The following is a 22,485-nucleotide window of genomic DNA, read 5'->3' as shown; positions in this document are numbered from 1 at the left end:
CGGATCAGCCGGAACGGCTCAGGGCCGTCGCCACGCCGACCCGCGACGAGACGTCGAGCTTGGCGAAGATCCGCGAGAGGTGCGTCTCGACGGTCCTGACGCTGAGGAACAACCGCTGCGCGACCTGCTGGTTGGTGAGCCCGTCGGCGACCAGCATGGCCACCTCCAACTCCCTCGGAGAGAGCCCGAACGGCGTGTCCGCCTTCCCGGCGGGCGCGCTCGCCACCCGCACCCCGAGGCGGCGCAGCTCGCGGTCGGTCCGCGCCTTGAGGTTCCGCGCGCCGCACGCGTCGAAGGCGGCGGCCGCGGCCTTCAGGTCCTCCCGCGCCCGCGCCCGCTCCCCGGCCTCCAGGTGCGCCAGACCGGCGACCAGCAGGGCCCGCCCGGCGTCGAGCCGCCGCTCCGCCACGGCCAGCAGGCCGGCCGCCTCCCGCGCGGCCGCCGCGGCGCGGGCCGGTGCGTTCGCCCGCAGCGCGTGCGCCCGGGCGAGCGGGATGAGCCCACGGAAGGCGGGCAGGCCGGGATCCTCGAGCGTGGCGGCCCGGTCCGCCCAGGCCGCCGACTGGTCCTGGCGTCCGAGCTCCGCCGCCGCCCGCGCGAGCGTCTCGCAGCAGAGCAGCAGCGTCCCCCGGTCCAGCCGGGGCGCGGAGAACCTGTCACAGGCGTCCAGCACGGCCTCCGCGCCCTCCTCCAGGCGACCGGCGTTGATCAGGGCCTGACCCCGCGCGTGCCGGGCCATCGCCCCCCAGACCTCCCCGCCGCCCACGCCGCGCTGTACCGCCTCCTCGCCGGCCAGGATCGCCGCGTCGTCGTCACCGGACCAGGACGCGGCGAGGCAACGCTGGGTGAGCGCGAAGACGAGCTGCTGCCCGGAGTCGAGCAGCCGCGCCTCACCCTCCGACTCCTCCGCGGTCGCCAGGGCGTCGGCCAGCCGGCCGGCCATGACCAGGGTTCGCGCCTTGCCCGCCAGAAGGTGCGTCAGGATGTAGCTCTGCCCGGTCGCCGCGGCCACCGCCGCCGCCCGGTCGAAGTGCCGCAGGGCCTCGCCGTACCTGCCGAGGTTCATCTCGGCCCAGCACAGCCACGAGATGGCGTCCAGCCACTCGGCCAGGTGGTCGTCGGGTGCGGCGGCCATCAGCCTCCCGGCCGACTCGGCGTAGCGCACGGCCTCGTCCGTACGGCCCGCCGCGTACGCCGACATGGGCCGCAGCGCCGCTACCGCCACCGCGAGGCCGGGCTCCCAGTCCTCCGCGGCGTCCGGCATCAGGTCGAGTACGGCCTGCGCCGCGTCGAAGTCGACCCGCATGAGGCTCTCGGCGACCAGCCGCATGCGCAGCGGAACGGCGGCGGCCGCCCGCGGGTTGGGCATCCGGCCCAGCTCGTCGAGGAGCAGGGCGCGGGCCTCGTGCGGGCGGTCGAGCTGGCGCTCCATCAGCGCGCACAGCCGCGCCGCTCTGCCTCTTCGGGGATAGTCGTCGCCCGGCAGCATGCGCAGGAGCTCGCGGGCGGTGTCCCGGCCCTCCGCCAACCTGCCGCTGACGCCCTGGGCCCGGCTGAGCTCCAGCAGCAGCTCCATGCGGGAGTCGCGGGTGGCGGGGGCGTCGGGCATCAGCCGTACCGCCGCCTGCAGCCAGTGCGCGGACGTGGCGGGCGCGTGCGCGGCGACCGCGCGGGCCGCGTCGACCAGCACCTCGACGGCGCGCTGGTCCCCGAACGACCCAGAACGCTCCAGATGGCCCGCCTGCGCGACGGCGGGCGCGCCCAGCGCGGCCAGCCTGGCGGCGATCCGCCCGTGCGCGGCCACCCGCCAGCCGGCCGCCGCCGACTCGTAGACGGCGCGCCGGACCAGCGGATGGCGGAACCGGAACCGGCCGCCGTGCGCCCGGACGATGTCGCGCTGGGCCAGCTCGTCCAGAGCGTCGAGCGCGGACGCCCTGGGGACCTCGGCCGCGACGGCGGCGATGGCCGGGTCGAACTCGTCGGCCGCGACGGCGGCGCCCTGCGCCACCAGCAGGGCGCCGGGGGACAGCTCGCCCAGCTCGACCTGGAGCGCCGCGAGCACGGTGGGCGGCAGCGCCCCCATCGCCTCGGGCGCGTCGCCGTCCATCCTGGCCAGCGCCTCAAGGTAGAAGGGGTTGCCCCCGCTCGCCTCGTACAGGGCCCGGCCGCGCCCCTTGCTGAACCGCGGGCCGAGGAGTTCGTCGGCCTCCTCCGGGGCGAGGGGACCGACCGTGATCTCGTGGCCGCGCGCGCCCGCGCCCAGGGGCAGCGTCGCCAGCCGCGGCGGCGCCTGGGCCGGGCGGAAGGCGACCGCGAGCAGCACCGGCCCGGCCGGCGGGTGGCGCGTGACGTGGTCGAGGAACTCCAGCGAGCTCTCGTCGGCCCAGTGCACGTCGTCGAGGATCAGCACGAGCCCGCGCGGCGCCGACAGCGTGTCGACCATCTGCCGCACGGCGCGGTAGAGCCGGTAGCGCGCCAGGCCGCCCCGATCCGGGCCCGGCTCCCCGGACTCCTCCGGCGCCCCGGAACGCGCGGGTTCCGCGTGGTGCCCGGTGTGATGCGAAGTGAGGGAGGGGAACACCGTCGCCAGCAGCCGGGCCGTCGTGGGTCCGAGAATGTCCGTGATGTCCGCGCGCCGGGTCTCCAGATGGTCGTCGAGCGCGTCCACCAGCGGGCTGAACGGCATCATCTGCTCGAACTCGGCGGCCCGGCCCCACATCGTGACGCGGCCGAGGTCCGCGGCCATCGTGGCGAGCTCACCGAGCAGCCGGGTCTTGCCCGCCCCGGGCTCGCCCGCCAGCGCGAGAAACCGGAACCCGTCCCGCCCGATCGCGCCGAGCGCGTCGTGCAGGGCGCCCAGCGCGTCCCGCCGTCCGACCAGCGGCGTGGGAGCGCCCGGTACGGCTGGCCTGGCCGTACGACCCTCCATGCCCACCCCAACAACGACGCGTTCCGCGTCACGACGAGTTCACGCCGACATCATTGGTAAGGCACTTTACAGATCTTGTCCCGCGATAGCAGTACATATCATCCGGAATTGCACAAAATCCACTCTGTGTGGCACTGTCCGGCTCTGATCCGGGCCCGCGGATCGGATCGCGGGCCGGTGGCGGTGGTCAGGGGACCGGTGGGGCCTCCGGTGCCCGTTCGTATCCCTGCTCCAGTCTCCGCTCCAGCCGGAACAGGTGCCAGTAGCCGATCGAGACGCCCCACACGACGACGAACAACCCGACGATGACGAAGCCGACGTTGTTGAGGTCGAGTCCGGAGATCCACGCCGTCACGGGATTGTCCAGGCCGAAGTCGTCGCGCAGGATCGCCACCAGCTCGATGCTCCCGATGACCAGCGCGACCGCGACCGAGAGCCCGGTGACGGTGATGTTGTAGTACACCTTGCGGATCGGATTGGCGAACGCCCAGCCGTACGCGACGTTCATGAAGGTGCCGTCGATCGTGTCGAGCAGCGTCATCCCGGCGGCGAACAGCAGCGGCAGCACGATGATCACATGCCAGGGCAGCCCGCCGACGGCGCCGGTTCCGGCCAGGACGAGCATCGTGACCTCGGTCGCGGTGTCGAATCCCAGCCCGAACACGAGCCCGAGCGGGAACATCTGCACCGGGCTCCGGACGGACCGGGTGAGCCCGCCGAGGAAGCGGTTGAGGAACCCCCGGCTGTTGAGCCGGTTCTCCAGCTCGGCCTCGTCGAAGTCTCCCCTGCGCATCCTCCGGAACACCTTCACGATGCCGATCAGGGCGGCGAGGTTGAGCAGGCCGATCAGGTAGAGGAAGCCGGCCGAGACACTGGTGCCCATGAAGCTCAGCACGTGGTGGGCCGTGGACCGCTCGGAGGTCAGCATCCCGACCCCGCGCGCTCCGACCAGGATGATCAGCGCCAGGATCAGGACCACGCTGGAGTGGCCGAGCGCGAACCAGAAGCCCACCGACACCGGTTTGCGCCCGCCGTCGTTCATCAGTTTGCGCGTGGTGTTGTCGATCGCCGCGAGGTGGTCCGCGTCGAACGCGTGCCGCATGCCGAGGGTGTAGGCGGTGACGCCCAGTCCGAGCCCGAAGACCTGGGAGCCGATCGTGTAGTGCCCCGGCAACACGCCCAGCAGCAGCGTGCCCCATGCGACGGCATGAAGAAGGACGATCACCGCGGCCATCGCGCCGATGCGGGTCCAGTCCCGCCGGTCGATGCCTTTGTGAGGATTCGCGGTGATCGTCCCAGCTCGATCAGAGAGCACGTCTACACCATTTCCAGGCGGGCGCGTACCTCTTTCATCTTCGCCCGGAGCTCCTCTTCGGTGATGACGTCCCGGTCCATGAGCGAGTGCGCGACGATCAGGGCCGAGCGCGTGTGAACGGGGAACCGGGCGTAGACCGACTCGCCGAGACGGTCCTCCGCCTGGCGGCGCTCCAGGTTGTCCAGCGTCCCCCCGGAGGAGAGGCACTCGCAGGTCGCCTGCATGGCGGACTCCCAGGGAGCGGGCGTCCGCTCACCGCACACCAGATCGGCACTCGTGCGTTCCTCCACGTCGCCCAGGGTGCTCATGAGCACGTCGTACGGGCGGTTTCCGCCGCTCATCGCTTCTTCCCCCCGCTCCGTCCCTTGGGCTGCTTGGGGACCTGGGAGGCGGTCACGTCCGCGCGCGGCAGCGCGACCCCGATGAGGCAGTCGCGGGTGACGATGGCGGCGAGCTGGTCCTCGTTCCATCCGTCGGTGCCCTCGGGCCGCATGGGCATCACCATGAACCGCGACTTCTGGTTGGAGTCGTGCACCCGCACCTCGACGTCCGGCGGGAGGTGCAGGCCGAACTCGGCGAGCACCTGGCGCGGCCAGCGGACCATCCGGCGGCGGTAGTTCGGCGTCCGGTACCAGTCCGGCGACATCCCGAGAACGGGCCGGGGATAGCACGAGCACAGCGTGCACACGATCACGTTGTGCACCTTCGGCGTGTTCTCCAGGACGTAGAAGAAGGTGTAGTCGCTGGGCGTCCCCTGGCCGGTCGGCTGGAGCCAGTCGACGCCCACCTCCTTGCTGGTCTCGGTGCCGTTGCTCAGCAACCGCTCCTTGAACGCCGGGTCCAGCCAGCTCCTGGCGGTCATCCGGGAGCCCACGGTGTACGTGCGGGCCTCCGCCCATTCGGAGAACCGGCGGTGGTCGTCCGCCGAGAACAGTCCCTTCTCGATCGCGAGTTCGCGCACCGCGAGTTCGAGGACCTCGAACTCGGTGAGCGGCGACTCCTCGAGCGGAGCGTGGCTGTGCGTCGTGCTCATTTCTTCCCCTTGCCTGCTGGTTCGAGCCACATCTCCGAACACTCGGTCTCGAGCGTGTCGACCTCGAAGCCGGTGTAGTCCGGCCAGAGGTCGGTCTGCTTGAAGCGCACGACGTAGAAGGGGGTGTACCGCCCGTTCTCCATGATGCCGAACGCCTCGTCCTCGGGAACGATCCACGCGGGCCGGTGCTCCACCACCGTGCCGGTCTGGCCGCGGGTGAAGCCCTGGGTCCGGGTGTGGAACATCGTCGTCGCGTCACGAACGGTGACCCTGTCGCCGACCTGGAACCGCGGGGTCATCGTCTTCATGAGCGCTTCCTTTCCAGGCGGGTCCGCACCTCGTCGATCTTTTGGCCGAGTTCGTCGGTGGTGATGAGTCCCCGGTCGACGAGGGCCTTCGCCGCCACCGTGATCCACCGGGCGTAGTACGGGAGCCCGAAGTACTGCGTCGCGCCGAGGTCGTTCTCGCGGCGCCGCCGTTCCTCGGAGTTCCACACCCCACGCCATCCGAGGCATTCGCAGGTGAGGTAGGTGTTCATCTCCCAGTCCTCCTCACCCTTCTCCGTGAACGGAACGGGGGTGTCGGGCTGGCCGCCGACGTCGTGGAGCACCTTGCGCAGGGCGTCGTACAGCTCGTTGGAGATCTCGTACGGAGAGTCCAGCGGAAGGCGATCCGCGGGGCTCAGGTTCGAGGCCTGTCGCTGCAGTTGGTCGTACTGCGTCGAGGTCGTTGCCATTGAAGTCTCCGTTCATTCGGAGAATCGGTCTGAGGGCAGATACCCGTGTGGCCGTCCCGGGCGTCCCGCGAAACGCATTCTTGGCATCGGGATGCGATTTCTTGCCGGGTTCGCCGCGGGGTTTTCCCCGGCCCTCGCGCGATGTTCCGCGCCGTCCACCCTGCCGGGACCGCAGGGCGCACACGACCGCTCCCAGCCCGTGTTCCCGAGGTTCGTGACGATCGTCTTCGCAGGTAGGCGGCCTAATGTGGCCCAGTACACGACGCCGGTCCTGTCGAGTCAAGCAGCCGGGGGATCCATGGGGATGGATCGAAACGGGGAGAAGAGTCCGGCGGAAAACCAGACGGATCCTTTCCGCCCCGATGCCGCCGCCCGGTTGCCGTCCCGCGTTTTCCGGCGCGCGACGAGAATCGCCGGGCCCTGCCATCCAGGCAATTCAGGAACGCCCCGTCGCGATGCATTTGCTCTCCGCCGAGAGAAGGTGGAGGAAAAGCAGAGGACCCCGGAACCTTTCGGCCCGGGGTCCTCGACGCTGGTGGACGATACTGGGATTGAACCAGTGACCTCTTCCGTGTCAGGGAAGCGCTCTCCCGCTGAGCTAATCGTCCGTGCAGGAACTGCGAGCGGAAGACGGGATTCGAACCCGCGACCCTCACCTTGGCAAGGTGATGCTCTACCACTGAGCCACTTCCGCGCGATCTCCGAGGTCTCCCTCGGCGACGCCTTCTTTACTTTAGCGGATCAGACGGGGTGTCCGTGCCATCCGCCAGAGGTGGAGACGGGATTTGAACCCGTGTACGCGGCTTTGCAGGCCGCTGCCTCGCCTCTCGGCCACTCCACCAGGATCGTACGTCGTCAGCACACGAGGTGCCCGCCGACGAACCCGAGCGGAAGACGGGATTCGAACCCGCGACCCTCACCTTGGCAAGGTGATGCTCTACCACTGAGCCACTTCCGCGTGCTTCCGGGAGAACTCCCGGCCACGCGGAAGACTCTATCGCCTTCCGGCCCCTGCCCGTGCAACGACGAGCGCGGGCCGCGCCGGATCGGGAACCGTGTCCGTTTTCTCGGCCGGTGGAATCCGCGCCGTTGACCCCCGGCGCGGGCGTACGGCCTGCGCCGCCTCACGAGCACCACGATCACTCGCCCGGCGGACTTTCCCAGAGCATCGCGACCTGATGATCGAGAGTGTGCGCCAGGGGGCGGCGCTGCTCCGCTGACGGACCACGACGGCGGCCGAGAACCCGCACGCGACGATCTCGGGGGGCTCTGAGATACTGATCCTGCCCGATTTCGGGCACGAAACTTGGTGTTCCACATTCGCCCTCCGTAAGGTCCTGCTCTGTGTCGACGCAACGGCATCCCCATGAGGACCTCATCGCTCACCTGACCCGGACGACCGCGCTCGGTCCCGGAGAAGCGGCGCGTGTGGTCGCCGACGTGCTCATCTACTTCGGTGAGCCCGTCGACGACTACGTGCGGCGCCGCCACGGTGAGCTCAAGTCGAAGGGGTTCTCCAACGACAAGATCTTCCCGAGGATCTCGGCAGAGCTCTCGGGAAGGCGCGTCGCGGCACCGGAGCTGTCTCTACGCCAGCTGCGCCGGATCGTCTACGGATAGGAGCGGATATGTGCGGAATCGTCGCTTATGTCGGGCCAAAGGACGCGGCCCCCATCCTGCTCGAAGGGCTCCAGCGACTGGAATACCGCGGATACGACTCCGCGGGCCTCGCCGTGGTCAACGGCAAGTCGCTGAAGATGCGCAAGGTCAAGGGCCGGGTGGCCGACCTGGCGGAGGCCGTACCCGCCCGGTTCAAGGGCGCCTGCGGCATCGGGCACACGCGGTGGGCCACGCACGGCGTGCCGAGCGACGTCAACGCGCACCCGCACCTGGACCATGAGCAGCGGATCGCGGTGGTCCACAACGGGATCATCGAGAACGCCGACGCGCTGCGGCAGCGGCTGGAGGGCGAGGGTGTCACCTTCGAGAGCGAGACCGACACCGAGGTCCTCTGCCACCTGATCGCGCGGACCGTCAAGGAGACCGACTCCCTGGACGACGCCGTCCGCCGCGCGCTGAAGAGCGTCGTCGGCACGTACGGCATCGCCGTCATCGACGCGCAGCGCCCCGGCGAGATCGTCGTGGCGCGCAACGGCAGCCCGATCGTCCTCGGCATCGGCGAGAAGGAGATGTTCGCCGCCTCCGACGTCGCCGCGCTGGTCCGCTACACCCGGCAGGTCGTCCACCTGGAGGACGGCGAGCTGGCGGTACTGCGGGCCGACGGCTTCCACACGTTCACCAGCGACGCCAGGGAGACCGCGAAGGAGCCCTTCACGGTCGACTGGGACACCGGCCACTACGACAACGGCGGCTACGAGCACTACCTGCTGAAGGAGATCTCGGAGCAGCCCGACACGGTGGCCCGCACGCTGCGCGGCCGCATCGACGACCGTTTCCACATCGCTCACCTCGGCGGCCTCAACATGGACGCCAGGGAGACCCGGTCGTTCCGCCGCGTCAAGATCATCGGCTGCGGCTCCGCGTACTACTCCGGGCAGATCGGGGCGCAGCTCATCGAGGAGCTGGCCCGCATCCCCGCCGACGCCGAGCCCGCCTCCGAGTTCCGGTACCGCAACCCGGTCGTCGAGCCCGACACGCTCTACGTCGCGATCAGCCAGTCGGGGGAGACGTACGACACGCTCGCCGCCGTCCAGGAGCTCAAGCGCAAGGGTGGCCGGGTCCTGGGCATCGTCAACACGGTCGGCAGCGCGATCGCCCGCGAGTGCGACGGCGGGCTCTACCTCCACGCGGGCCCCGAGGTGTCGGTGGCCTCGACGAAGGCGTTCACCTCGACCGCCGTGTCCTTCGCGCTGCTCGCCCTGCACCTGGCGCGGGTGCGCGACCTTTCCCCCGCGGACGGCCGGCGGATCTGCGAGGGCCTGCGCAAGCTGCCCGAGCAGATCGAGCAGATCCTCAAGCTGGACGAGCACATCAAGACGCTCGCCGAGAAGTACGCCCAGGCGCCCAGCATGATGTTCGTCGGCCGGGTCCGGGGCTATCCGGTGGCGCGCGAGGGGGCGCAGAAGCTCAAGGAGATCTCCTACGTCCACGCCGAGGCGTATCCGGCGAGCGAGCTCAAGCACGGTCCGCTCGCCCTGATCAGCCACGAGCTGCCGACCGTGGCGATCGTCCCCGACGACGAGCTGCTCGACAAGAACCTGACCACGCTGGGCGAGATCCGGGCGCGCAGCGGCCGCATCCTGATGATCGGCCACCGTACGGCGGACGCGGCCGACGACTGCGTCGTGGTGCCCAAGAACGAGACCGAGCTGGACCCGATCCTGCTGACGATCCCGCTCCAGCTCTTCGCCTACCACGCCGCCGTCGCCCTCGGCCGGGACGTCGACCGGCCGCGCAACCTGGCCAAGAGCGTCACCGTCGAGTAGGCGCCCGTGCCCGGCACCTGAACATGCGGCTACGGCTCCCGCCCCCGTCTTCCCGGGGCGGGAGCCGTACGTGTCAGGCGGGCGGGCGGGTCACCGGCGGGGTCAGGACGTCACGGCGCACCGCCCGCGGTCCTTCCTCACCGGCCCGTCGGCGTTCGGCCGCACGTCGAAGTCGAAGATCTCGGTCGGCAGGTAGAGGGTGCAGCACGCGTTGGGGATGTCGACGATCCCGCTGATCCGTCCCTCGATGGGCGCCGAGCCGAGGAGCAGGTACGCCTGCTCGCCGGAGTAGCCCCACGTCTTCAGGTATTCGATCGCGTTCAGGCACGCCCTGCGGTAGGCGACCGTCGCGTCGAGGTAGTGGTTGGTGTCCGTGTCGTGATCGACCGAGATCCCGACGAAGGAGAGGAACTCGGAGTACCGCGGCTCGACGTTGCCCGGCATGAAGATCGGGTTGGTGGTGACCCCGTACTTCGCCATGCCGCCCTTGATCAGATCGACGTGCAGGTCGATGAAACCGCCCATCTCGATCGCGCCGCAGAAGGTGATCTCCCCATCGCCCTGGCTGAAGTGCAGGTCGCCGAGCGAGAAGTTGGCGCCCGTGACGTAGACGGGGAAGAAGACCCGCGCTCCCCGCGTGAAGTTCTTGATGTCCTGGTTGCCGCCGTGCTCGCGTGGCGGGACGGTGCGGGCTCCCTCACGGGCGATGCGCTCCACGAGGTCGCCGGTCGCCGTGCCGGTGACCGCGTTGTTTGGCTCCGGCGGGTTGGCCAGCGGCGGGACCCGGCCGGCGTCGGTGTCGATGAGCGCCTTCTCCCGCCGGTTCCAGCCCGTGAGCAACTCCGCCGACGGCGCTGTGGCGAACAGGCCGGGATGGGTGATCCCGGTGTACCGGACGCCGGGCACGTGCCGGGACGTCGCCTGGACGCCGTGGAAGTCCCAGATCGCCTTGTACGCGTCGGGATAGTAGTCGGTCAGGAACCCGCCGCCGTTCGCCTTCGCGAAGATGCCGGTGTACCCCCAGCCCTGCCCCGGGACGTCGCCGGTCCGCTCGGGACACGGGATAGGGCCGATGTCGAGGATGTCGACGACCAGGAGGTCGCCTGGCTCCGCCCCCTCGACCGCGAAGGGCCCGCTCAGCATGTGCACCTGGGTCAGGTCGATGTCCCGCACGTCGTTGGCGGAGTCGTTGTTGCCGACCTGGCAGTCGGTCCAGTCCCGGCATTCGACGCGGAACTCGTCCCCGGGCCGGACGGTGGCGACCGCGGGGATGTCGGGGTGCCAGCGGTTGTGCCCTGGTACGGCCTGCTCGCGCATGGACTTCGACTGGTCGATGCTGAACACGACTTTCGGCATGAGACGTCCTCTTTCTGGATCGGTGCCGGATCGGCTCCGGATCAGTGAGCGGCCACGACGCGGCGAACACGACCACGCCGAACGCCCGGGACCCACCCCTCGATCGCCCCCACCCATCCCGTGTACCTGGTGAGGTGCTCGCGTTTCAGGCCGAGCGACAGGAAGAAGAACCACGGGAACGGCCAGGAGAGCCAGATGACGCCGAACGGCGGGTCCCCGAGTATCTGGAAGCCCGCGTACGAATAGCCCAGCGCCGTGATGGCCACGAACAGTGAGAAATACCCGGCTCCCGTGGTGCCGAACCCTCCGAGAATGGTGAGGCCCACATACAGATAGGTGAAGACGAAAAGGTAACCGCCCCGGCGCGGAGAGAATGGTCCTCGCTCCACCGTCCGACCCCTGGCGGCGTCAGGTCGTTCATGAACGGCACTGTGGCCGGGGTCAGGGTCGGGGCAGGCGGGCCAGTGCCGGGTGCGGCGGTCGCGCGGGCCGCCCCGAGGCCCGCCTTCCGGGCACGCCGCCCGGCGCGCTCCCGGACGTACCGCCCGGCGCCGGGACGACCTCGGGCGCCTCCCGGCTGCGCTCCTCCCGGGCCAGGCTCGCGGCCAGCGCCGGATGCACCCTGCGCAGGTGGGGCCCGGAGAAGCGGCGGCGCGCGGGCTCCTCACAGGCGGAGCAGTCACGGGTCTCCGGCGCGGTCCCCATCGGAAGGAACACGTCGAACGGCCCGCAGTCCGGACAGAGATATTCATAAATCGCCATGGGCACCTCAGAAACCGCCGGACAGCCCCGCACCCGAGCGTGGCCATATAGGACCAGACAACCCATACAAAGTGTTATCTGTCAAGATAAGTCCGCTGATCGTCCATTGCGCTGTCAGACGTAATATCCGAGGTCAATAATCGTTGAATCACCGGGAGGTGTATATGGCCCGGAGAATGCCGTTCATTTCCGTCCGCGGGCGCTTTTATTTGCGAGATTTTCCGCTTCTCGTGTTGAAGGGGTGGTGAAGGCGGCGGGTCCCGTCCGCCTGCGAGAGACCCGCAAGATCCGACATTTCATCACTAACCGTGATGGGTCGTACTCTGACGGTACAAGGGGCTCTCGGGGGAGGGGTACCGATTTGCGGCGCCGCGCGTTTCTTGCACTGGGGGTGGGCCTGCTCCCTCTGTCGGCCGGATGCGGAACGGACCGGCCCCGGGGCGGCCCCCCGATCTCCCTGGTCGTCCCCGCCCAGGTGGGGGCCCAGGGTGGCCCGTTCGCCAGGGAGCTGAAGACCCTCATCGAGCACCAGAGACTGGCCGGGAAGGTCGAGATCCGCACCCGATCGGCGGACACCGGGGCACGCGCCCTGGGGTTCGCCGCCAGGGCGGACTCCGACGACCTGATGGTCACCGGTTCCACCCTCGTCGCCGTCGCGGCGACGAACGGATCCGGCGGCCTCATCGAAGGGACCTCCCCGCTCGCCCGGTTCGCCGGCGAGTGGGTGGTGATGGTCACCGGGCCGCATTCCGGGTTCCGCACCTTCGACGACCTGGCCGCGGCCCTGGCCCGCGACCCGGCCCGGCTGCGGCTCGCCGGGCGGGACACCGGCGGCCCCGACCATGTGCTCTACGGTCTGACCGCGCAGGGGCTCGGGATCGACGCCCGCTCGCTCAACTACGCGGCGTTCCCCGACCTCTCCCACGTGCTCGCCGCGACGCTCGACGGCAGGGCCGTCGCCGGGCTCGGCGGCCGGCGGGAGCTCGCGGCCCACATCCGAGCCGGACGGGTGCGGCCGCTGGCCGTCTCGTCACGGGAGCGGCTGGACGGCGTGGACGCGCCGACCCTGATGGAGTCCGGCGTGCGCATGCAGTACGCGCACTGGACCGGGCTCCTCGGCCCCGGCCGGCTGGGCGACCAGGAGCGGGAGCGGCTGCTCGACCTGTGCCGCTCCATCGCGGACCTGCCCGGCTGGACGGACGCCTGCCGCGCCAACGGCTGGGTGCCGATGTACCTGGACGGCGACGACTTCCGCCAGTGGCTGGGCACCGAGGCGCGCCGTACCAAAGCGGTGCTCGGAGACCTCGGACTGCTCTGAACCGCCCTCGCGCGAACGCGCCGAGAGGCGTCGCTCGGGCACCGATACCCACGGATCGGCACAATTTGTTGTGGTGGTTGCGTCCGGCGGCACTACATGTAGGATCCTCCACGTTGCTGGTTCACCCCACGCCCGGGGTGAGGCAAGAGGGAACCCGGTGCGAGTCCGGGACTGCCCCGCAGCGGTGAGCGGGAACGACCGCCGTCAGATCGAGCACTGGGCCGTCCACCGGCCCGGGAAGCGACGGCCAGTAGGTCCGGCGCGCGAGAGCCGTACCCGGCCCGAGCGACGCCACGCCCGCGAGTCCGAAGACCTGCCGGCGACGCGCGCGCGGACCGGACGTCCGCGCGCGTTGTGTCCGGGCCTCGAGGGAGGGCCCGCCGACGAGCGACGCGCCGGCAACGGCGCGAGCATGCCCGCTCCGACGCGTACGCCCGCCTCCCGAGGCCCTGACGGGGTTCCGACTCGGGAGGGGAGATCACGTGACACTGGCCACGATCGCGGAATCGGGGGCCGAGGCCCGGTGGGCGGCGATCGAGGAGGCGGCGGCGCGGGTCGTCACCGATCCGGAGAACTCGAAGGCCGCCGCCCGGCTGCTGGCCGCGCTGATCGCCGACGAGGCGGCGGAGCACGGCGTACCCGCCTCCTCCGCCTCCTCGGGCTTCTCCCAGTCGGTGGCCGCGACCCACGCGGAGGGCCTGGTCCACGACGAACTGGCCGCGTTCGTCGCGCGGCACGCCGCCGAACTGGACGCGATCGTCGATCACACGGCGGACGAGCGGTTCGAGTACTTCGGGCTGCGCACGGTCTACGACCGCTACCTGCTGCGCCACCCGGTCACCCGCAAAGTCCTTGAGCGCCCGCAGCACTTCTTCCTGCGTGTCGCGTGCGGGCTGGCGTACCGGTCGGGCCTCTCGGGGGTCGCCGAGGCGGCCGAGCTCTACCGGCTCATGTCGACGCTGTCCTACCTGCCGAGCTCTCCGACGTTGTTCAACTCGGGGGCGCGCCGGCCGCAGCTCTCCTCCTGCTTCCTGCTCGACTCGCCGCGTGACGAGCTGGAGAGCATCTACGAGCGCTACGGCCAGGTCGCCAGGCTGTCCAAATACGCGGGCGGCATCGGCGTCTCCTGGACCAGGGTCCGCGCCCGGGGTTCGCTGATCAGGGGCACCAACGGGCACTCCAACGGGATCGTGCCGTGGCTGCGCACCCTCGACTCCTCCGTCGCGGCGGTCAACCAGGGCGGGCGGCGTAAGGGCGCGGCGTGCGTCTACCTGGAGACCTGGCACGCGGACATCGAGGAGTTCCTGGAACTGCGCGACAACACCGGCGAGGACGCCCGCCGCACGCACAACCTCAACCTGGCCAACTGGGTGCCGGACGAGTTCATGCGCCGGGTCGAGGCGGACGCCATGTGGTCGCTGTTCGACCCGAAGGAGGTCCCGGAGCTGACCGACCTGTGGGGAGAGGCGTTCGACGCCGCGTACCGGGCCGCCGAGAACGAAGGCCGCCAGGTCCGGCGGATCCCGGCCCGCACGCTCTACGGCCGCATGATGCGCACCCTCGCCCAGACCGGCAACGGCTGGATGACCTTCAAGGACGCCGCCAACCGGACCTCGAACCAGACGGCCCTCCCGCAGAACGTCATCCACCTCTCCAACCTCTGCACGGAGATCCTTGAGGTGACCGGCGACACCGAGACCGCCGTCTGCAACCTCGGCTCGATCAACCTCGCCGCGCATCTCGCCACCCGCACCGGAGCCACCCGCCCCGGAGCCACCCGCCCCGCCGACCCGGCCGGCGGCGTCGACTGGGCCCGGCTCCGCGCCACCGTCCGCACCGCCGTACGGTTCCTGGACCGGACCATCGACCTCGGGTTCTACCCGACGCCCGAGGCCGAGGCGGCCAACCGGAGATGGCGGCCCATCGGGCTCGGCGTGATGGGCCTCGCGGACGTGTTCTTCGCCCTGCGGCTGCCCTTCGACTCGCCGGAGGCGCTCGCCCTGTCGACCCGGATCGCCGAGGAGATCGCCCTCGCGGCGTACGGAACCTCCGCAGACCTCGCGGTGGAGCGCGGACGGCACCCGGCCTACGACGACACCCGCGCCGCCCGCGGCGTGCTGCACCCCGACCACTATCAGGGCGGCGCGGTCGGCGACTCCGGGAGCGCCGGCCGGAGCGGGGAGTGGGCGGCCCTGCGCGCGAGGATCGCCGAGACCGGGCTGCGGAACTCGCTGATGATCGCGATCGCGCCGACGGCCACCATCGCGTCGATCGCCGGATGCTACGAGTGCATCGAGCCCCAGGTCTCCAACGTGTTCAAGCGGGAGACCCTGTCGGGTGAGTTCCTCCAGGTCAACCGCTATCTCGTCGCCGACCTCCAGGCCCTCGGGCTGTGGACGCAGGAGATGCGGGACGCCATCAAGCGGGCCGACGGCTCGATCCAGGACGTCCCCGGCATCCCCGGCGAGCTGCGCACGCTCTACCGGACGGCCTGGGAGCTGCCCCAGAAGGCGCTCATCGACCTCGCCGCCGCGCGCCAGCCGTACATCGACCAGGCGCAGTCGCTCAACCTCTTCATGGCGACGCCGACGATCGGCAAGCTCTCGTCGATGTACGCGTACGCCTGGCGGGCCGGCCTGAAGACCACCTACTACCTGCGGTCCCGCCCGGCGACCAGGATCAGCCAGACCACCGTGCCCACCGTGCCCACCGTGCCCGCCGCGCGCGGCACCGGGGCGCCGGCCGTACCGGATCCGGAGGCCGTGGCGTGCTCCCTGGAGAACCCCGAGATCTGCGACGCGTGCCAGTAGCCGCCCCGTACGCGCCCGCACCGCAGCCGCCCCCAGCCGTACCGACGCCAGAAAGCGTGATCACGATGTTGCTCGACCCCGGGATGGACCTGACCCTCAGGCCGATGCGCTACCCCGACTTCTACGAGAGGTACCGCGCGGCGATCAGGAACACGTGGACGGTGGAGGAGGTGGACCTCCATTCCGACCTCGCCGACCTGGTCAAGCTGGACGCGGGGGAGCGACACCTGATCAACCGGCTCGTCGCGTTCTTCGCCACGGGGGACTCCATCGTGGCCAACAACCTCGTGCTCAACCTGTACCAGCACATCAACGCGCCGGAGGCGCGGCTCTACCTCAGCAGGCAGCTGTTCGAGGAGGCCGTGCACGTGCAGTTCTACCTCACGCTCCTCGACACCTACCTGCCCGACCCTGACGAGCGGGCCAAGGCGTTCGCCGCCGTCGAGCACATCCCCTCGATCCGCGACAAGGCCGAGTTCTGCTTCCGGTGGATCGACTCCATCAACGGTCTGACCCGGCTGGAGACCAGGGACGACAGGCGCAGATTCCTGCTCAACCTGATCTGCTTCGCCGCCTGCATCGAGGGACTGTTCTTCTACGGCGCGTTCGCCTACGTCTACTGGCTGCGTTCCCGCGGTCTGCTCGGCGGGCTGGCTACCGGGACGAACTGGGTGTTCCGCGACGAGTCCATGCACATGGAGTTCGCCTTCAGCGTCGTGGACACGGTCAGGGCCGAGGAGCCCGACCTCTTCGACGACGAGCTCGGCGCCCAGGTCACCCGCATGATCGAGGAGGCGGTCGCGGCCGAGCTCGCCTTCGCCCACGACCTGTGCGGCGACGGCCTGCGCGGGATGAGCGCCGAGAGCATGCGCCAGTACCTGGAGTACGTGGCCGACCGGCGGTTGGCCCGGCTCGACCTGCCCCTCCGGTACGGCACCGCCAATCCGTTCGCCTTCATGGAGCTCCAGGACGTGCAGGAGCTGGCCAACTTCTTCGAGCGGAGGGTCTCGGCCTACCAGGTGGCGGTGGAGGGCGACGTCAGCCTGGACGAGGCGTTCTGACCCACCGGACGGCGAGGAACGGCCGTCCGGGCGCGGGCGATCACGACGGCCCGGACGGCCTGAGCACGCGGGTGCCGCCGGCGATCAGGGCGGTGGCCAGGATCCAGCCGGCGGCGATCAGGCCGCCGGCGAGCCACTGCGTCCAGCCGACCGGCTCCCACGCGCCCCGCTGGTCGAACAGGCTCACCGGCACCAGCAGGTCGAGCGTGTAGAGAAGGGGGTTGAAGCTGCGCCGCTCGTCCAGGCCGATCTGCGACGGGTGGTGCGCGGAGAACACCGCCGTGCCCAGGGCGAGCAGCAGGCCCGCCCACACCCCCGCCAGCCAGGGGCGGTAGCCGTACCCGACCATGACGTCGAGCAGCCAGCCCCAGATCGTTCCCGGAAGCCTGAGCGTCCGCCGCCTGCTGCGCTGCTTGGCCAGCAGCACCCTCCGCGCCTCGGATTCGTGCCCGATCCGCCGGCAGTAGGCGGCGAGCTGCTCATACGGCTGCGGCCGGTACCCGTCGGGGTCGCGCCGCAGCCAGGCCAGCCGGTCGGAGAGCCGGGCCGGCCCGCGCAGCGACTCGTACGTCGTCTCGTTGAGGTGGACGTTCCCCGGATAGCAGTCGGGCCGGTCGAGCAGCACGCCGATCCGCGAGTAGCCGAGGTTGATCTCGCCCTCGATCGAGGCAGGTGTGAGGATGAGCTCGTCGACCTGCATGTGGCTCAGGTGGAGCACACGCTCCGGCGCCTTCAGCTTCGCCCGGTCGAAGGAGAGCACCCCGGAGAACCGCGCGCCGCGCAGCCGTACGGTGCCCTCGGCGGTGAAGCCGTCGCTGAACTCGCCCGTGGTGGCCTGGAGATGGTCGGCGTGCACGGCGTACGCTCCGCCGGTCGCGATGACGGACCGCTGCAGGTAGATCCCGCTGTTGAAACGGGCGCCGATCAGGCGCAGCGTCCCCGTGCTGCGCATACCGCGCAGGAACGCCCCGCCGTCCACGGTGAGACCCCCCGCCCACAGTGCCGTGTGGCTCCGCGTGAACCCCCGCGCCTCCATCTCCTCCGGGGTGTACGGCGCCCGCGCGTCGGTGAGGTAGCTCTCCGAGCCGCGCGAGGCGCCCTCGGGGGTGCCGATCGTCGCGCGGGACAGCCGGAACTGCCCGGTGACGTGGGTGTTGTCCAGGCGCACCCCGGCTCTGATCGTGGACCCGTCGAGATCGAACAGGCCGTCGATCACCGCCCGACCGGCCTTGAACCTGTGGATGTCGCACCCGCGGAAACGGACGCCCCTGGTGCGCGCGTCGTTGAGCGAGACCGCGCCCGGGATGTAGCAGTTCAGCAGGTGGAGCTTCGAGGTGAAGACGGCGTCGGACAGGTTGAGGTCGCCCACGATCCTGGCCCCGGCGAGCCGGATGCCCGGTACCTCGCCCGGCCGGCCCTCGCGCATCCCGAGCAGCAACGCGGCGATCACCTGGGCGCGGACGACGCGCTCGCGCCCCCACGAGGCGCCGTGCGTGGGATCGTCCCTCTCGCTCTCGCGCAGGTCGACCCAGGCCCCCGAGGGATAGGCGTCCCACAGCTTCCGCTCCGCCGGATTGAGCCGCCAGAAAGGCCGTGATCTTCCCACTCGACGGACTGTACCTCTAGATCGCCCGGATCGTCCCGGCGATCTGTTCGAACAGGGCGTCCTTGCCGTCGAGGTCGGTGGTGAGGGTGACGATGCACGTCGTGCCCCTGCCGGAGGGCACGTAGTACTGCGTGCCACGCACCTTCACGCCCCGCAACGGCAACACGTACCTGATCCGGACAGCCTGGGCGCCGCCCAGCGGCACCTCGGCCGCCTCCGAGACCTCCGCGTGGAGCTCGGTGAGCTGGGACTTCGCGACGTCGATCAGCGCCTGCGCGGTGGCGCCCACGCTCGGTTGGCAGAAGCCGTTGAGGTTGGTGGCGAAGCGGTTCGGCGACTTCTCCGCCGACGCCGGGTCGGTCGCGTAGACCGCCTTGTTCGCCGCCAGCCCCTTGAGGCTGCCGCGCGCCTGCTCCAGCGCCGGCCCGGACAGCCCGCTGTCCTCGATCATCCGTTCCGCGTCGCCCGCCGCCAGGTCCATCGAGGCCCAGCTTTCGGGTACGGCGACGAGCATGCCGTTGGGGGTGCCGCCGATCCGCCGGAAACCGTCCGGAACCGCGCTCGCGGACTCGTCGCTCTCCGCGCCGCCGCAGCCCGTGGCGCCGGTGACGCAGAGGGCGACGCAGAGGGCGGAGGCGATGGCATATCGGCGCACGGGACTGCCTCCTGGGCCCTGACGGGATCACGTTGTCGGGAACACCACCGTTCCAACGGCACGCCTATCCGGTCAAGCCCTCAGTCGCAGCCGCACCCGCAGTCGCAGTCGCAGTCACAACAGCAGCTGTCGCAGCACCCGCCGTCCGCGCCGACGTCGGCACCCACGTCCGCGCTCATATCGCCGCCGCCGAAGTCGCCGCCGGACCCGCCACCGAAGTCGCCGCCGTCCGCGGTCATCTCCCCGCCGCCGAAGTCGCCGGGGGACCCGCCACCGGACCCACTGTCGGCTCCCCCGCCGGAGCTGTGCCCGGAGCTGTGCCCGGAGCCGCAACACCGGCAGCAGTTCGCGCAGTCGCAGCAACCGTCGCAGTTGTCCGCGTAGCAACGGTTGTCCCACGACTCGTTGCGCAGGCGGCTCCACGGCGGACGATAGAGGCCGCAGGTGAAGAACGTGAGGATGCCTGCCAGCACGGCGAGCAGGGGGTTCGGCGCCGACACCGAGGCCGGGGCCGTCCGGTGGCCGAAGGTGCGGGCGATGGCGCGCCGTACCTCGTCAAGCAGGAGCGCCTCGGCGAGGTGCCGCTCCTCCAGGTCGAGATCCGCCACGGCCAGGCGCAGCCCGTGCAGCGCGTCGTCGCAGAGCCGCCGGGCCTCGGAGAGCGGTGTTCCGGTCGCGACCAGCGGGTTGTACGCCCCGCGGGCCAGGTCTTCCTCCAGGTCCTCGACCGCGTCCAGCAGGTGCGCGATCCGCCCGAAGAACCGGCCCGCCTCCCGGAGGGCCCCGGCGTTGTGCGGTGCCCGCGCCAGTACGGCGGTGTGCGCGAACGCCGCCGCGACGGCGGTCTCCGTCGGCTCGGTGAGGTCGAGCAGGGACAGGCCGGGGGTTCCCTCCAGCTCGGCCTGGCGTTCGGGAACCGAGTCGAGCACCGACGTGTCGAATCCGATCGAGCCGGCCCCGCGGCCCGCCGCGGCCGTCCACGAGCCGGCAACCAGGCGGAGCGGGGCTCCGGAGACGCGGCGGCCCGCCGCGCCGTCTCCGTCGGCCGCGTGGTCCCGGATCTTGCCGGACGCGAGCGCGAGCGAGGTGGCGGCGGCGAGCCGGGCGCCCTCTGACTGGGAGGAGACCACCTCGGCCCGCCGGAAGCCCCGCAGCGGGCACGGCCCCGCCACCCGGCGGGTCGTGGACTCGGGGCGCTGCGCCTCGGTCAGGACGGAGAGCACCAGCCCGTCGTAGTTCGTCGCGGCCCTGGCGAGCTGCCCGTGCCGGTCCCGCAGGGTCAGGCACAACCCGCACAGATGAGCCCGCCACGCCCGGTGCAGTCGCGGGCACGAGTGGCGGGCACACGGCCGAAGGATCCCGAACACGAAAGCCCCTTCTCTCCTGACGGTCTCCGCCGTGCGCGATGCCCGGCTCACCGTGTTTCGCGGTGATTATGGCATCAGATGAGGTATGTCGGAGACGCTGGTCCACGGCGGCTCCCGGGCGACGCGGGATGCGGTGAATTGCCCAATGGTGTCAAGCCTTTCCGGAAAAGGCATTCCCCCTCATTATTTTGAAGAGCAAAATAGGCATAAACGGGACTCGCAGCGGTAATGACCCTGTGAGGTGTGAGATGTCGCAGAAACCATTCGCCCGGCTCGCTCGATGGCTGGGACTCGACCGGAATCCGCTGCGCCGCCGGTGTGACCGGATCGAGGCGATCATGAGGTTGATCGCCGTCGTGGGCGTGGCGGTCGCCGTCGTGTTCGGAATCCTGTTGGGTGTCCGGGCGTACGGTGACGGCCTGCGTACGGAGGCCGCCCAGGCGCACTCGCGGCACCTGACCCGCGCGACGCTGCTCCAGGACGTTCCGGCGCGCGGGTTGTCCCCGTCCGGAATCGCGGTCGGCCGCGCCCGGGCCGAGTGGACGGCCGGCAACGGTGTCCACTGGACGGGTGTCGTCGAGGCGCCGCCGGGGAAGCACACCGGCGACGTCGTCCAGATCTGGACCGACGACCGCGGCGCGCCCGCCCGCCGGCCTCAGGACAGGGAGACGACCGTCGTGTCCGCCATGACCGTGGGATTCGGCCTGCCCATCGGTGCCACCGCCCTGCTGGCCCTGCTCGTCCTGGTCACCCGTACGGTCAACCAGCGGCGTGCCACGCGCGTGTGGGAGGCGCAGTGGAGCGTCGTGGAGCCCATGTGGCGGATCAACGGTCGATGATCTCGTTCTTCCCGATCACCACGATCCCGCCGCGGGTCACCGCGAACCGCTGCCGGTCGTAGTCGAGGTCGAAGCCGATCCTGGCGCCGTCGGGGACGACCACGTTCTTGTCGATGATCGCCCGCCGTACGATCGCGCCCCGGCCGATCTTGACCGAGCCCATCAGCACCGAGTCCTCGACCAGCGAGTGCGAGTGGAGCACGACGCCGGGGGAGAGGATCGAGCGGACCGCCGTGCCGCCGGAGACGATGACGCCCGGTGACACCAGCGAGTCGAGGGCGCGGCCGACCCGCTCGCCCTGGTTGTGCACGAACTTCGCCGGAGGCAGCGGGTCGTGCCCGGTGTAGATCGGCCACCGGCTGTTGTACAGGTTGAACACCGGATGCACCGAGATGAGGTCCATGTGCGCCTCGTAGTAGGCGTCCAGCGTCCCCACGTCCCGCCAGTAGCCCCGGTCCCGCTCGGTGGAGCCGGGGACGACGTTGTCGGCGAAGTCGTACACCTCGGCGCCGCCCGACTTGACGAACATCGGGATGATGTCGCCGCCGAGGTCGTGCCGGCTGGACGGGTCGAGCGCGTCCTCGCGCAGCGCCTCGATCAGCGCCTGGGTCTTGAAGACGTAGTTGCCCATGGAGGCGTAGATCTGGTCCGGCGCGTCGGGCAGGCCCACGGCGTCCTTCGGCTTCTCGCGGAACGCGGCCATGCGCCGGCCGGTGGGATCCGTCTCGATGACGCCGAACTGGTCGGCCAGCTCCAGCGGCTGGCGGATCGCCGCGACCGTCACGTCGGCGCCCGAGTCGATGTGCTGCTCGACCATCTGCCGGGGGTCCATGCGGTAGATGTGGTCCGCGCCGAAGACGATGCAGTGGTCCGGCAGCTCGTCGTAGATCAGGTTGAGGTTCTGGAACAGCGCGTCCGCCGACCCGGCGAACCAGCGCGGCCCGAGCCGCTGCTGGGCGGGCACGGGCGTCACGTAGTTGCCGAGCATCGCCGACAGCCGCCAGGTCCGCGAGATGTGCCGGTCGAGGCTGTGGTTCTTGTACTGCGTGAGCACCACGATCTGCAGGTAGTGGCTGTTGGCCAGGTTCGACAACACGAAGTCGACCAGCCGGTATATCCCCCCGAACGGGACGGCGGGCTTGGCGCGGTCCGCGGTCAGCGGCATCAGTCGCTTTCCTTCACCGCCGGCGAGCACGATCGCGAGGACCTTCATAGCCAGGACCCTAACCCGCCAAAGCCAGTGCAAAACACC

19 protein-coding genes, 4 tRNA genes and 1 riboswitch are annotated in these 22,485 nt (G+C 70.5%); of the genes, 6 read left to right on the top strand and 17 right to left on the bottom strand.

Going from position 1 to position 22,485, the window contains the following annotated elements:
• Positions 1-4: 4 nt before the first annotated feature.
• The 10 genes from AB0I59_RS34630 to AB0I59_RS34585 form a co-directional block, all read right to left on the bottom strand.
• Positions 5-2,929: an ATP-binding protein gene (locus AB0I59_RS34630; RefSeq protein ID WP_358139661.1), complete on the bottom strand. Its 2,925-nt coding sequence runs from the start codon at positions 2,927-2,929 to the stop codon at positions 5-7.
• Between the two features lie 187 nt (positions 2,930-3,116).
• The gene (gene nicT, locus AB0I59_RS34625; protein ID WP_358139658.1) at positions 3,117-4,244 is read right to left on the bottom strand and encodes a Nickel transporter NicT; all 1,128 of its coding nucleotides are present in this window, start codon (positions 4,242-4,244) and stop codon (positions 3,117-3,119) included.
• Positions 4,245-4,246: 2 nt separating this feature from the next.
• Complete coding sequence (locus AB0I59_RS34620) at positions 4,247-4,585, bottom strand: nitrile hydratase subunit beta (RefSeq protein WP_061256992.1); 339 nt, start codon at positions 4,583-4,585, stop codon at positions 4,247-4,249.
• Positions 4,582-5,277 carry a thiocyanate hydrolase subunit gamma gene (gene scnC / locus AB0I59_RS34615; RefSeq protein ID WP_061256994.1) on the bottom strand — a complete coding sequence of 232 codons (696 nt, stop codon included), beginning with the start codon at positions 5,275-5,277 and terminating at the stop codon, positions 4,582-4,584. The genes AB0I59_RS34620 and scnC overlap by 4 nt, the downstream gene beginning before the upstream one ends.
• On the bottom strand, positions 5,274-5,585 hold the full coding sequence (locus tag AB0I59_RS34610; protein ID WP_358139653.1) for an SH3-like domain-containing protein: 312 nt from the start codon (positions 5,583-5,585) through the stop codon (positions 5,274-5,276). Before AB0I59_RS34610 ends, scnC begins: the two co-directional genes overlap by 4 nt.
• Positions 5,582-6,013 carry an SH3-like domain-containing protein gene (locus tag AB0I59_RS34605; protein ID WP_082776991.1) on the bottom strand — a complete coding sequence of 144 codons (432 nt, stop codon included), beginning with the start codon at positions 6,011-6,013 and terminating at the stop codon, positions 5,582-5,584. The genes AB0I59_RS34610 and AB0I59_RS34605 overlap by 4 nt, the downstream gene beginning before the upstream one ends.
• Positions 6,014-6,546: 533 nt before the next feature.
• A tRNA-Val gene (locus AB0I59_RS34600) sits at positions 6,547-6,621 on the bottom strand.
• 14 nt (positions 6,622-6,635) lie between these two features.
• Positions 6,636-6,707 (bottom strand) — tRNA-Gly (locus AB0I59_RS34595).
• A gap of 76 nt (positions 6,708-6,783) precedes the next feature.
• Positions 6,784-6,854, bottom strand: a tRNA-Cys gene (locus tag AB0I59_RS34590).
• Between the two features lie 45 nt (positions 6,855-6,899).
• Positions 6,900-6,971, bottom strand: a tRNA-Gly gene (locus tag AB0I59_RS34585).
• A 386-nt stretch (positions 6,972-7,357) separates the two neighbouring features.
• Between AB0I59_RS34585 and AB0I59_RS34580 the strand changes: the two genes are divergently transcribed.
• Both AB0I59_RS34580 and glmS read left to right on the top strand, forming a co-directional pair.
• Complete coding sequence (locus tag AB0I59_RS34580) at positions 7,358-7,633, top strand: hypothetical protein (protein ID WP_061256996.1); 276 nt, start codon at positions 7,358-7,360, stop codon at positions 7,631-7,633.
• A gap of 8 nt (positions 7,634-7,641) precedes the next feature.
• Complete coding sequence (gene glmS / locus AB0I59_RS34575; RefSeq protein WP_061256998.1) at positions 7,642-9,459, top strand: glutamine--fructose-6-phosphate transaminase (isomerizing); 1,818 nt, start codon at positions 7,642-7,644, stop codon at positions 9,457-9,459.
• Between the two features lie 102 nt (positions 9,460-9,561).
• Here the strand turns inward: glmS and fmdA are convergent, their stop codons facing one another.
• The 3 genes from fmdA to AB0I59_RS34560 are packed head-to-tail and all read right to left on the bottom strand — an operon-like array spanning position 9,562 to position 11,577.
• On the bottom strand, positions 9,562-10,815 hold the full coding sequence (gene fmdA / locus AB0I59_RS34570; protein ID WP_358139648.1) for a formamidase: 1,254 nt from the start codon (positions 10,813-10,815) through the stop codon (positions 9,562-9,564).
• Positions 10,816-10,856: 41 nt separating this feature from the next.
• A complete protein-coding gene (locus AB0I59_RS34565) occupies positions 10,857-11,204 on the bottom strand; it encodes an AmiS/UreI family transporter (protein ID WP_358139645.1) in 348 nt (115 codons plus the stop codon).
• A gap of 52 nt (positions 11,205-11,256) precedes the next feature.
• Complete coding sequence (locus AB0I59_RS34560) at positions 11,257-11,577, bottom strand: FmdB family zinc ribbon protein (protein WP_061257004.1); 321 nt, start codon at positions 11,575-11,577, stop codon at positions 11,257-11,259.
• 391 nt (positions 11,578-11,968) lie between these two features.
• On the opposite strand from AB0I59_RS34560, the gene AB0I59_RS34555 reads away from it, so the two are divergent.
• From AB0I59_RS34555 to AB0I59_RS34545, 3 genes are all read left to right on the top strand, one after another.
• Complete coding sequence (locus AB0I59_RS34555) at positions 11,969-12,895, top strand: Bug family tripartite tricarboxylate transporter substrate binding protein (protein ID WP_061257006.1); 927 nt, start codon at positions 11,969-11,971, stop codon at positions 12,893-12,895.
• 100 nt (positions 12,896-12,995) lie between these two features.
• Positions 12,996-13,230, top strand: a riboswitch (cobalamin riboswitch).
• A 147-nt stretch (positions 13,231-13,377) separates the two neighbouring features.
• Positions 13,378-15,705: a ribonucleoside-diphosphate reductase subunit alpha gene (locus AB0I59_RS34550; protein ID WP_358139641.1), complete on the top strand. Its 2,328-nt coding sequence runs from the start codon at positions 13,378-13,380 to the stop codon at positions 15,703-15,705.
• A 65-nt stretch (positions 15,706-15,770) separates the two neighbouring features.
• Complete coding sequence (locus AB0I59_RS34545) at positions 15,771-16,766, top strand: ribonucleotide-diphosphate reductase subunit beta (RefSeq protein ID WP_358139809.1); 996 nt, start codon at positions 15,771-15,773, stop codon at positions 16,764-16,766.
• A 40-nt stretch (positions 16,767-16,806) separates the two neighbouring features.
• Here AB0I59_RS34545 and AB0I59_RS34540 read toward each other — a convergent pair whose 3' ends face one another.
• The 3 genes from AB0I59_RS34540 to AB0I59_RS34530 form a co-directional block, all read right to left on the bottom strand.
• The gene (locus AB0I59_RS34540; RefSeq protein WP_358139638.1) at positions 16,807-18,372 is read right to left on the bottom strand and encodes a hypothetical protein; all 1,566 of its coding nucleotides are present in this window, start codon (positions 18,370-18,372) and stop codon (positions 16,807-16,809) included.
• A 16-nt stretch (positions 18,373-18,388) separates the two neighbouring features.
• Positions 18,389-19,027 carry a hypothetical protein gene (locus AB0I59_RS34535; RefSeq protein ID WP_061257013.1) on the bottom strand — a complete coding sequence of 213 codons (639 nt, stop codon included), beginning with the start codon at positions 19,025-19,027 and terminating at the stop codon, positions 18,389-18,391.
• A gap of 80 nt (positions 19,028-19,107) precedes the next feature.
• The gene (locus AB0I59_RS34530) at positions 19,108-20,394 is read right to left on the bottom strand and encodes a DUF5685 family protein (RefSeq protein WP_358139633.1); all 1,287 of its coding nucleotides are present in this window, start codon (positions 20,392-20,394) and stop codon (positions 19,108-19,110) included.
• Positions 20,395-20,642: 248 nt separating this feature from the next.
• Here AB0I59_RS34530 and AB0I59_RS34525 point away from each other — a divergent pair, with 248 nt between their 5' ends.
• Complete coding sequence (locus AB0I59_RS34525) at positions 20,643-21,233, top strand: Rv1733c family protein (RefSeq protein ID WP_061257015.1); 591 nt, start codon at positions 20,643-20,645, stop codon at positions 21,231-21,233.
• On the opposite strand, the gene glgC is transcribed toward AB0I59_RS34525, so the two are convergent.
• Entirely contained in the window at positions 21,220-22,479 is a 1,260-nt protein-coding gene (gene glgC / locus AB0I59_RS34520) for a glucose-1-phosphate adenylyltransferase (RefSeq protein WP_358139630.1), read from the bottom strand. The two genes, AB0I59_RS34525 and glgC, sit on opposite strands and share 14 nt — an antisense overlap.
• Between the last annotated feature and the right edge of the window lie 6 nt (positions 22,480-22,485).

Origin of the sequence: Microtetraspora glauca, from assembly GCF_040656155.1 — a bacterium.
GTDB lineage: Bacteria > Actinomycetota > Actinomycetes > Streptosporangiales > Streptosporangiaceae > Microtetraspora > Microtetraspora glauca.
Note: the sequence above shows the minus strand (reverse complement) of the source record. Positions and strands in the feature narration are given on the sequence as shown.

Excerpts from the sequence above, each read along its gene's own strand:
- AB0I59_RS34525 (WP_061257015.1), top strand. The coding sequence starts at position 20,643 with ATGTCGCAGAAACCATTCGCCCGGCTCGCTCGATGGCTGGGACTCGAC.
- AB0I59_RS34620 (WP_061256992.1), bottom strand. The coding sequence starts at position 4,585 with ATGAGCGGCGGAAACCGCCCGTACGACGTGCTCATGAGCACCCTGGGC.
- AB0I59_RS34610 (WP_358139653.1), bottom strand. The coding sequence starts at position 5,585 with ATGAAGACGATGACCCCGCGGTTCCAGGTCGGCGACAGGGTCACCGTT.
- AB0I59_RS34545 (WP_358139809.1), top strand. The coding sequence starts at position 15,771 with ATGTTGCTCGACCCCGGGATGGACCTGACCCTCAGGCCGATGCGCTAC.
- AB0I59_RS34630 (WP_358139661.1), bottom strand. The coding sequence starts at position 2,929 with ATGGAGGGTCGTACGGCCAGGCCAGCCGTACCGGGCGCTCCCACGCCG.
- AB0I59_RS34560 (WP_061257004.1), bottom strand. The coding sequence starts at position 11,577 with ATGGCGATTTATGAATATCTCTGTCCGGACTGCGGGCCGTTCGACGTG.
- fmdA (WP_358139648.1), bottom strand. The coding sequence starts at position 10,815 with ATGCCGAAAGTCGTGTTCAGCATCGACCAGTCGAAGTCCATGCGCGAG.
- scnC (WP_061256994.1), bottom strand. The coding sequence starts at position 5,277 with ATGAGCACGACGCACAGCCACGCTCCGCTCGAGGAGTCGCCGCTCACC.
- AB0I59_RS34605 (WP_082776991.1), bottom strand. The coding sequence starts at position 6,013 with ATGGCAACGACCTCGACGCAGTACGACCAACTGCAGCGACAGGCCTCG.
- glmS (WP_061256998.1), top strand. The coding sequence starts at position 7,642 with ATGTGCGGAATCGTCGCTTATGTCGGGCCAAAGGACGCGGCCCCCATC.